Source organism: Parendozoicomonas verongulae, from assembly GCF_009711465.1.
Taxonomy (GTDB): Bacteria; Pseudomonadota; Gammaproteobacteria; order Pseudomonadales; family Endozoicomonadaceae; genus Sansalvadorimonas; species Sansalvadorimonas verongulae.
In genome coordinates this window covers 1-9,078 of the sequence record NZ_SMME01000751.1, presented here as the reverse complement: position 1 = coordinate 9,078, position 9,078 = coordinate 1, and the positions used below count along the sequence as shown (strand labels likewise).

Annotated in this window: 13 protein-coding genes; 3 read left to right on the top strand and 10 right to left on the bottom strand. The window is 49.1% G+C overall.

The annotated features are described in order from the left end of the window. A partial coding sequence (locus tag E1189_RS05150; RefSeq protein ID WP_230460180.1) for a hypothetical protein occupies positions 1-204 on the top strand: 204 nt, incomplete at its 5' end. A gap of 157 nt (positions 205-361) precedes the next feature. On the opposite strand, the gene E1189_RS05145 is transcribed toward E1189_RS05150, so the two are convergent. The 10 genes from E1189_RS05145 to E1189_RS05105 form a co-directional block, all read right to left on the bottom strand. Further along, positions 362-1,027 carry a DUF4276 family protein gene (locus E1189_RS05145; protein WP_329601901.1) on the bottom strand — a complete coding sequence of 222 codons (666 nt, stop codon included), beginning with the start codon at positions 1,025-1,027 and terminating at the stop codon, positions 362-364. Positions 1,028-1,035: 8 nt separating this feature from the next. Beyond that, positions 1,036-2,142 carry an AAA family ATPase gene (locus tag E1189_RS05140; protein WP_155158979.1) on the bottom strand — a complete coding sequence of 369 codons (1,107 nt, stop codon included), beginning with the start codon at positions 2,140-2,142 and terminating at the stop codon, positions 1,036-1,038. A gap of 711 nt (positions 2,143-2,853) precedes the next feature. Further along, the gene (locus tag E1189_RS05135) at positions 2,854-4,119 is read right to left on the bottom strand and encodes a site-specific integrase (protein ID WP_155158978.1); all 1,266 of its coding nucleotides are present in this window, start codon (positions 4,117-4,119) and stop codon (positions 2,854-2,856) included. Between the two features lie 15 nt (positions 4,120-4,134). Then, positions 4,135-4,332, bottom strand: a complete 198-nt coding sequence (gene xisR / locus E1189_RS26410; protein ID WP_490352830.1) for an excisionase family protein — start codon at positions 4,330-4,332, stop codon at positions 4,135-4,137. A 67-nt stretch (positions 4,333-4,399) separates the two neighbouring features. After that, positions 4,400-4,651, bottom strand: coding sequence for a hypothetical protein (locus E1189_RS05130; protein ID WP_155158977.1), 252 nt, complete (start codon positions 4,649-4,651; stop codon positions 4,400-4,402). Between the two features lie 61 nt (positions 4,652-4,712). Continuing rightward, positions 4,713-4,943, bottom strand: coding sequence for a hypothetical protein (locus tag E1189_RS05125; RefSeq protein WP_155158976.1), 231 nt, complete (start codon positions 4,941-4,943; stop codon positions 4,713-4,715). Next, the gene (locus E1189_RS05120; RefSeq protein ID WP_155158975.1) at positions 4,943-5,212 is read right to left on the bottom strand and encodes a hypothetical protein; all 270 of its coding nucleotides are present in this window, start codon (positions 5,210-5,212) and stop codon (positions 4,943-4,945) included. The genes E1189_RS05125 and E1189_RS05120 overlap by 1 nt, the downstream gene beginning before the upstream one ends. Before the next feature lie 13 nt (positions 5,213-5,225). Next, positions 5,226-6,059 carry a recombination protein RecT gene (gene recT / locus E1189_RS05115; RefSeq protein ID WP_155158974.1) on the bottom strand — a complete coding sequence of 278 codons (834 nt, stop codon included), beginning with the start codon at positions 6,057-6,059 and terminating at the stop codon, positions 5,226-5,228. A 1-nt stretch (position 6,060) separates the two neighbouring features. Continuing rightward, the gene (locus E1189_RS05110) at positions 6,061-6,993 is read right to left on the bottom strand and encodes a PD-(D/E)XK nuclease-like domain-containing protein (protein WP_196221211.1); all 933 of its coding nucleotides are present in this window, start codon (positions 6,991-6,993) and stop codon (positions 6,061-6,063) included. Between the two features lie 392 nt (positions 6,994-7,385). Beyond that, positions 7,386-8,063, bottom strand: a complete 678-nt coding sequence (locus tag E1189_RS05105; protein WP_155158972.1) for a helix-turn-helix domain-containing protein — start codon at positions 8,061-8,063, stop codon at positions 7,386-7,388. A 403-nt stretch (positions 8,064-8,466) separates the two neighbouring features. On the opposite strand from E1189_RS05105, the gene E1189_RS23590 reads away from it, so the two are divergent. Together E1189_RS23590 and E1189_RS05100 are read left to right on the top strand one after the other, a co-directional pair. Continuing rightward, positions 8,467-8,637 carry a hypothetical protein gene (locus E1189_RS23590; RefSeq protein WP_196221210.1) on the top strand — a complete coding sequence of 57 codons (171 nt, stop codon included), beginning with the start codon at positions 8,467-8,469 and terminating at the stop codon, positions 8,635-8,637. Further along, on the top strand, positions 8,615-9,078 hold a 464-nt coding region (locus E1189_RS05100; RefSeq protein ID WP_155158971.1), incomplete at its 3' end, for a helix-turn-helix domain-containing protein. The genes E1189_RS23590 and E1189_RS05100, both read left to right, overlap by 23 nt.

The window sequence follows — 9,078 nt, the reverse complement described above, 5'->3', positions numbered from 1 at the left end:
GTGCAAACAACCAGAAAGGGCAACTTAGCCCTAAAGGTCTATGTCATGGATAAAAAAAATGGAAAAGACACAAGCCTCCTGAAGAAAAAGAAAGAGGAAATATGCTCAAAACAGCACCCAACAGTTTGGGCAGAAATGAAAAGACAGAAAACTCTACACAAAGAAATCAATGAGCTTTTTGCTGACGCTCCAGAGCTGCTATAAGGCCAGACAACAATACAGGGAAGGATCGCGGGAGTCGCGATCTTATTCCGTTACTGGAAAAATCTAACCCTACTGATGCCAGCAACCTCAGCAGCAATATACCTGACCGCCCCCTCTAACAGAACTCTGACCTAACCTTAATGCTTGGCCCAAAAAATTAATCCAACGTACCCTCCAGCCGGGTGAGCCAGTTATCAAAAAGAGGGCACCGTTCCCTCATTCGTGAAATTCCTATGCGCTCCGCAACAGTAATACCAACAGTAGTTTTGGCAAACTTACCATAGGGTGACCAGTCATCCAGCCGCTTCGACGGAGCTGTCATAGGGCTATTATTAATAGCCTCTGGCCCACTACATCCCTGAACAACAGCATCAACATCTCCCTTATCAATATTCAGCTCATTGGCCAGAATAGCACTGTCACTGAACAGCAGCGCCTCAAACTCATGTACAGCAAAAAAAGGGATAAAACGCTCATTAGACCGCTGCGCTAAGAACTGCTTATCAACTGCCTGCCTGGTAGCCTCATACAACCTTTCAGCAATCTGTACAGGGGACAGAGCACCAGCCAAACCGTCCAAACCCGGCCATTCTCTTGTGCCGTAGTAATCAATGAGTGTCGTTACATAGGTATCTTTTCGCTGCTTCAAGTGATTACCCAAGTCTTTACTTACTCGAGAAAAACGTACATCTCCCCCCTTTCTGCCCGGGTTTTGTGACTTGAGTGGCCTGGATAAATACATTTTTTTCTGCAAGATAGGGAGCCAAAACCCTTTCAACAAATATTTGCTCTGTTTTTCCCTCAACGATAGCCACAACCTCACTGTAATGACTACTCATACTGTGGGCCTCCAGCTATAACATTTTTCGTCCACAGCTCACCAACCGAGTAATTTTCCAGCCATTGAGAAAAATCACTTTGACTCAGCCGATGGAAAGTAGAAGCTCCCCCCTTACGGTTAACAACTACAACATCTTCAATAGAAAACTGATCGATAAGTATCGGTGACTGGGAGGCCACTATAACCTGCGTACGCTGAGATGCTTGCTGAATTAACTCCGCTAATATAACGATCGCGGCTGGATGAAGCCCTAATTCTGGCTCATCAATGATAATTGTCGATGGCGGATTCGGCTGCAAAAGCGCTGTTGCCAAACATATAAAACGGATAGAGCCATCAGAAAGGTGATAAGGCTGTAAGGGGTAGTCAGAGCCCTTCTGCATCCAACTGATATTGACTTCTTCTTTGGAGCCGCTAGTTCTTGGTTCCAAAATAAAGTCATCAAAGAACGGCGTTACCAAACGAATAGCACCAACAATTCTTGTGTATTCTGCAAGGTGATCTTGCTTCAGCTTTAGAAGAAACGCCCCCAAGTTTGACGCATCGGCACGTAAGACCTTGCTGTCCTGAACAATCTCATATTTGCGCATACCTGCTGAAGGGCTTGTATCATGGAAGTGGTAGATCTGCCATGATGCTATAGCATCGAAGACAGGCTTTGAATAACGCGCATCCGCCGCACCCGTTACAACCTCGGCAACCATTTGAGATCGGCCATCATCACTGTCGCCCAGCGACCGCCAACCACTCGTTCCTCCAGCGTAGAAGAGAGCCTCATCCTCTATAGCACAGCGATCGGCAGGTGTTGGTACGAGATAGAATCGAAAGCCTCGGCCTCCGAAATGTGTTTCGAAGGTCATCCTTGGCGTTACTTTATAACCATTAAATAGAAGGTCACTAGCACCACCACTATCACGCACATAACGGTTCAGGTTGCCATCCACTAGTGCCCGGAGCATTTTGAAAAAAGATATCAGGTTACTCTTACCAGCCCCATTCGCCCCTACAATGACATTCAGCGCTTTCAGCTCAAAGCCTTGCAAGTCCTTTATAGACTTGAAGCCTTGGATGGTGATTTTATCCAGGGAGGCTCCCATAGTTACCTCTCTTCCATTGTTTGTAAAAAGTCCATATTCCCCCCCACTATGTAGGCAAACACTATAGGGGAAAAAGCCCCGATAGCCAAAACCTGAACAACAATCAACAGTTGAGTTTACCACCACACAAAGAAGCTTACAGGACGTTCGCGCACTTCCAATAACCAGTAAGACGACCAGCCTATTGCTATGAACCAAGGTTGCCAGACTACGATGATCTGCTACATTTGACGGACGACAGAAGGCAAACACAAGACACGAAAAGCCTCTTGATAATAACTCAAAGTTATAAAAAATGTTTGGCACGCAAATGGCACGTAACAGGGATTGCAAACACTTTCTCTTTACTTATCAAAGGCTTAGAAGCGAAAATCTGGGGTTTCAAATCCCCCCGCCTCCACCACTCCCTTTCTAGCCCAATCCCATCACTCTACACACTCCCACAGATCACCACAGACCCAAAACCCTATAGAAATAGAACTTTCAGGCCACTATTAGAAGTCAGCAGTATGTTCTGTGAAGGTCTGCTACAACCTGTGAGCCCGGCCCAGATTTAGCCCAGATCAGTAAAAAAACAGCCCAGATGAGAATTGAGCAGCCCAGAAACGGCCCAGATTCAGCCCAGAAACAGCCCAGATGAGCCGCCTGAAAAGGTGTAAATTCAGAAAATGATGAGCTTCAGCGAAGGGAAAAAGAAGGAAGAGGTCTTACCTATCCAGTCTTTTTTTCACTCTTGGTTCGACCTATATCGAAGCGATTCTTAGGCGCGTAATTTTCAGCTGCCTTTTCAAGCCAGCCGCCATAGTGACGGTTAAGCATTTCGATTCCCTTGTGTCCCATCTGGTTCGCGATCCACCAGAGGTTCTCATTATCCCGGATCATCATATGTGCATAGGTGTGGCGTGTCTGGTAAGGGTTTCTATACCGTATGCCCGACTTTTTAATACCGTGAGTCCAGCCATACTTTCTGAGCTGAGCATCATCCTTCCAATGGGTATCGTGTAGTGGATTGTGGAAAACAAACTCACCTCGCATGAATGTGTGCTTTTTCTGCCTCTCAAGCGCATCATAAGCACGATCCAGTAGTAACACAGTCCTGCTCTTCACTCCTTTGGTGCCGGTTTTCAGCATCCCCATCTCTCCAGCGACCATAGCCTCATCAACCAGCACCTCTCGCTTGACCCAGTCTATTTTTTCCCATTTCAGCCCTATCAGTTCATTGGTGCGAAGGCCTGTGTAGAAAGCAAATTCAAAGATATTTCTTATTTGGTCAGGAAAGCAAGGCAACAGCGTATCAATCTCATCCTCGGTGAACGGATCAGGCTCAAATTCACTCTGCCTCGATTCAACTGTGATGATCTTGTCGAGGTTGATTTGGCGTACAGGATTAATCTGAATGACTCCATCCATGACTGCATCATCCAGGGCGTGCTTGAACGGAGCCAGATAATTGCTGAGCGTCTTCCTTTTCGCAGTGTGACTACGAAGGTGAACCCAGTCACGAACCATGCCGGGAGTAAGTTCAGTAACATAAACATCGCCAAAGTTTGGTTTGATGACTGTTCTGAGCTTTTTGTCGTAGTTACTGTAAGTGGACGGACGAACTGTTGACTTGGCCCGCTTCAGGTACGAGTCGATGTAATCACCAACCGTCCACTCATTACGATCACTCTCTTTAGCAACACCGAATTTAGAAGCTTTCTTTGAATGCGGAAAATGATAAGCGTAATCGAAAGTCTCCTCTTCTATCTCATCAACAATCCGATTCCTTTTCTCAGAAGCCTGACGTAACAATGAACGGATTTTTTGTTCGAATTTCGAACGTTCGCTTGCACTCCGAATGTCAGGAATGTCTTTTGTGATAACCGTTTCCCGACAATCTTCACCCCTGTAACGGAACTGTATCCGTATAGATATCTGATGCACGAGCTGCCGAAAGGTCACTCCTTTCGGCGGCTTAATGTGAGATAGATCCATATTGCACCTCTTATTTTATTTCGTTTTTCTTCTTCCTTTTCTACCCTCGGCCCACCGGTTCACGGCTTCCAAGTTGATCCATACGCAAGAGTCATCGGCCACCCTGAACTCCTGCCCCTCCAACCATAGACCAGCGGCCCTCTTGTGATTAACAGACCCCTTTGTCTCCCCAGACAGTTCACAATACTTTTTTAGCCTGACCCACTGAAGCATACCCACATCCTTGTGTTTATTAACCTTGAAGCACCCCAAGCAGCAAAAATATCTTACAAACTCATTGCTATCGCTTGCCTGCATGGGACATATCCCGGCTCACCACCTTGTAGCCATCCGCGCAATCCCGACGACTCATAACACCCAGAGATAAACCTCTCCGGATGACCTTTACAGCATCACTGCGCGACAGCTCATTGGTTTTTTGTAATAAAGAGGGCGAAAAAAATCCTGTGTTTGCACCCAACTTACGGATAAATTTCACAAGCTCTGCATCCAGTGAGAGAAGGTATTCCCTACGGTTATTAATGTTCTGCACAGTGAGATTCCTTTCCTACTTTTTCTGATGTACACACTTTTTTTATTCCACCTCATGCCCGTCAGGCATCGGCTTTCTCCGGCTCCACGCGTTCAAGCGGATGGGGATACTGCATGCGAAGACAGCTCTCACAGCAAAAGTGCTGCCCTTCCCCCCGAACAAAGCCCTCGGGCCGCCCCACAAAGTGCCAATCCCGGTCTTCCAGAAAACCCACCCGGCCACATTCATCGCACCTCAGATGACTCACGTTGTTTTCGTTCACCTCAACAGCCATGCGCTGCCTCCTCGCCATCAGTTGATTTTCTCTTTCTTGATGGACTCCATGTCGAGCTTCATCATGCAGTTGTCGTTGATGAAGCCCCGGTTAAAATTCAGCACCTCATTGATCAAGCCCAAGCGCTGTTCGGCGCTCATATTCTTGCCTTCTGAAGCGGCACTGATCCAAGCCAACGCTGTGACTGCACGGTCAAAATGCTCGGTGCGGACATACTCCCCGTCCACTCCCTGATCCACCAAAGCATCCGGGCCGCATGGCTCATAAGTTGTTACCCGCTCGCTCATCTTGCTCTTCCTTTTATAAGACATTGTTCAGGTCACTGGCATTGCGCACATCGCCAAGGATTTCACCCGTGTTTTCATCAATGACGACAGACTCTTCATCGCCCTGTATGACTACTCCGTTGTTCTGGGACTCTCCCAGCTCCACCTGCTCATCCATGTGCGCGGCCTTCTGCGCTTCAATGGACACCGGCAGGTACTTGAACATGCGACGGATGACGGTCTTGCGCCCCATCTCCTCGTAGTCGGTCTGCCAAGGTCCGGACTCACCGGCCTTGGAGCGTTTGCGGATGGCCTCGATCTTATCCCGTGGCAGCCACTCGATGTGGTAGCCACCACCCGCGAGGTGCGAGACCCCGTAGAAACCCATCAGCTGGCCCCGGTCGGCCCCCAGGGCCGGGACGTGGCGAATGTGGGCCTCGGTGCCGTACTGGATATGGAAGTCGTCGTTTTCGTAAACGGTGCGGGCCTCAATGTTGGTGATATCCCCGGAGCGGCGAGCCAGCGCCAGCATGCCCCGGTAACCCAGCATGAACTGGCATTCCAGCTGGCGGGTCTTGCCGTCCCAGAAAGGAATCAGGTAGCAGTAACCGAGCACGTTCCCCGGCTCCAGTCCCAGCTGGGCCGCCTGTACCACCGAGCCGAGAATGGAGACATGGCTGCACTCCTGTAGCTTGGGCGTCCTGCGTATCTCGGTCATCACCACAGAAAGCAGTCGCTCCGGTGTGAGAGGCGTATCGGTCAGGGCCTGCGCGATGGTGTTCTTCTTGTCACGAAACAGGCTCTTGATGGACTGCGCTGGTGGAGCGGCTTGAGCCTGCGTTGGTTGTTCCTTCTTCTTGGCTGGCATATCAGGCCCCCTTCTGCAGCAGCGGTTTGTTCTGCGCCCAAGGGGGCAGGTCGATAGTGACAAAGTCGTCGGAGTAGGAAGGCCAGAAGTTAGCCTCCTTACAGGCGGCAAAGGTGCTCAGGTAATCGCGGAAGTCATTGTCCCCGGCCACCAGCATTTCGGGGGAGGCCATGTACAGGCCGATGGCATAAGGAGGCTCTTTCTCGATGGCCAGCCATGCAAAGGCAGTCGCCTTCAGGCCCCGTTGACGGCACCCCTCCAGATACATAGCAGCACTGATGTGATAACCGTACTTGAACACGTCGCGCTGGAAGGCATCGAGCCGGGCATCGGTGGTGGTTTTGAGGTCGAAGACAACCCCGAGGTCTTCCCGGTAATAATCCAGCCGTGCTCGGCAAGCCTGCCCCGTGGCCGGGTCGTCCCAGAACAGGGAGCGTTCGGCGACACCGTCGGAGAACACCTTGCTCGCTTTGCTGTGTTGATTCACCGAAGCCATCACCCCGGCGCAGATCTCAAAGTCAGCCTGCGATATCAACTCCCGGCCCTTGGCATGCTGCTCAAGGAGGTCATCCCAAAAAACAGCGTCACTGGCCGCCTCCTGTATCCGCTCTTTCAACACCGCCTTGGTGCCGGAGACAGGCAGCCCCAATGTCTTGCAGCAGGCTTTGTAGTTTTCCTGCGACACCAGCGCATCGGGATAAGTAGCCGGGTCGAGCGGTGGGGCATAGTCCTTTTTGAAACGCTCCGGCTCCAGTACACAGGCGTGCAGCAAGCGGCCAAGGGTTAATGATTGGGTGGTTTTCCCCCGCTCCTGCTGGATGCGGGAATAGGCGTGGCGTGGCGAGCGTCGCAGCTCTTTCAGAACCGTTGAGGAAAGCGCTTCATCGCTATGGTAAACCTCTTCGTCGAGATTGTCGTAAATACCGTTGTCCATAATTATTCTCCTGTTTATATTTCTGGTCGATCGTTGCAGCCTCTGTTTTGACCGCAATCTCGAACGCATGAGCCAAAAAAAAGACAGCCCCCCTGTCTGGGAAGCTGCCCGTGTTATTCAATCCAACTTGTATGCGGTCGAGACAATGCAACCTAAAACTCTGTGCAGTGGTATGCCCACGTGATAGGTACACAGTGTTGATGGTTCAGAGCCGTCGGCCAACAGGAGAACAGGCTGACCGTAGACTGGTGCCCTATTGAGGCAAAGGCGAAAAATTTTGCTTTGGAACTGAACCCAAAGACTTCTTTGATCGCATTCTAATTTTCCTTCTGCATGCATCCTTTGCACCTCACATCATTGTAAGGGCACTACAAACTACGCCACTGGGTTATTCAGAATATTTCTTCGCGCATAATGACCCGGCCAATCAACTCAACGTCCATTTTGCTTTCAGACGTGGTCGGAAATAAAACCTGTGCCTCCTTTCCTACCTTCACGTTCACAGATAAGAGGCGAGCGCTTTCAATCAGGTTTTCATTATCAGATTTTAAATACGTGTGGGTGCCATCAGTAACCAGCTGTCGCAACTCACACTGACCACAAACAAGAGCAACAGTGAAGTCACTGTTGTTATAGCGGCAAGCAGGATCAACAAATATTATCTCCCCCACCCTGAACCTATCCATAGCCTGAAGACTGGTAACAGGCAGACAAAAAGCATTATCCGAATGCGGGACAGGACATTTATAGGCAACGTCAATAGCCCCTAAATGCTCTGTACGGCTAGTTGTGTAATCTGCCAACCCTTTCCAATCGTACATAGGCAGTGGCGATCCCTGATTCAGAATCTTGACCCCTTCCGCAGCGGGAGACCCCAGACCATCGATGAGCCAGCGAACATCAACGTCCAGAACATCGGCCAGACGTACCAGATAACTACTGGTTTTTATCCTGCCCGATTCAAGGTCATGGACTGTAGATTGTGAGGTCGGAATCGTCTTAGCGAGTTGTTTTTGTGACAAACCTCTCAGAGTCCGAGCGTATTTCAGGCGATCTTTTAATTGTTCCATACATCCATCTTCAAGAGTGAAATTGTTGTTATTCGATGTGTCCAGCGCTGTTTTCACTCAAGCTATCACTATTAAACATCAACGCAAACACAAACCTCGTATTTGACTATCACCCATCTTGTAAAATAGAACCATACCACCAGCTTTTTTTGAAATGCAAACGTTATTTCGGACGTATTGATCGTTAGCTGCTTTAATGACATTGTTTATTAAACATTGACACAGTGTGTCACATCAAACCGAGATGGATATCACGCGGCAAGGAGGCTGCATGTATATATCAAGGAACAAGCTACTGAGGACAAGTATCTTACTGAACGTGACACCACGAGCCCGTCACCTCTTGCAGGTATTGATACTCAGGTGTCGTATAAACGGAGAGGTGAAAGTCGACAGACGTGAGATGGCCCAAGTCTTAGATGTCTCCATAACAACACTTGGGCTACTCATTAAAGACCTCACTATTTCAGGCTTCGTAACTGCATTGAAGGGGCAAAAAATCTACACCCTGAACATTGCCAGGTTAAACCCTGAACACAACAGGTCTGAAGATGAATACATCCTCGTCGATTAGCATTCGTGACGTTGTGAATCAAATACTAGGGCTCCCTGCTCTCAGTAATGCCCAGCGAGTCTTATTGGTAGCCATGGCGAGCAATGCCGGATCGAATGGCACCTGTTACATGGACTTGTCGGGCATCTCTTATCTGTTGGGAGCCAACAAGAGCACTGTCAGTCGCGATATTAAAAGACTGAAGACCCAAGGTTTTATTGATGTAAAAAGGCGTGGTTTCTATTGGGTAAACTTTGCGCTCATTCTTAACTATTCGGACAGTCGCGCCTTTTCCCCTATCAGCCGTGAGGCTAATTCAATTAGCCGTGGAACTAATTCAGAAACAGGGGAGCAGGAAACGCCTATTAGCCGTGAGGCTAATTCAATTAGCTGTGAGGCGGCTTACGACAGTGGAAGACGAATTAGCCGTAAAGCTAATTCAATTAGCCGTGGAGCTAATTC

Coding starts and splice junctions, on each gene's coding strand:
- E1189_RS05140 (WP_155158979.1), bottom strand. CDS start 2,142: ATGGGAGCCTCCCTGGATAAAATCACCATCCAAGGCTTCAAGTCTATA.
- E1189_RS05135 (WP_155158978.1), bottom strand. CDS start 4,119: ATGGATCTATCTCACATTAAGCCGCCGAAAGGAGTGACCTTTCGGCAG.
- xisR (WP_490352830.1), bottom strand. CDS start 4,332: ATGCTTCAGTGGGTCAGGCTAAAAAAGTATTGTGAACTGTCTGGGGAG.
- E1189_RS05125 (WP_155158976.1), bottom strand. CDS start 4,943: ATGGCGAGGAGGCAGCGCATGGCTGTTGAGGTGAACGAAAACAACGTG.
- E1189_RS05120 (WP_155158975.1), bottom strand. CDS start 5,212: ATGAGCGAGCGGGTAACAACTTATGAGCCATGCGGCCCGGATGCTTTG.
- recT (WP_155158974.1), bottom strand. CDS start 6,059: ATGCCAGCCAAGAAGAAGGAACAACCAACGCAGGCTCAAGCCGCTCCA.
- E1189_RS05110 (WP_196221211.1), bottom strand. CDS start 6,993: ATGGACAACGGTATTTACGACAATCTCGACGAAGAGGTTTACCATAGC.
- E1189_RS05105 (WP_155158972.1), bottom strand. CDS start 8,063: ATGGAACAATTAAAAGATCGCCTGAAATACGCTCGGACTCTGAGAGGT.
- E1189_RS23590 (WP_196221210.1), top strand. CDS start 8,467: ATGGCCCAAGTCTTAGATGTCTCCATAACAACACTTGGGCTACTCATT.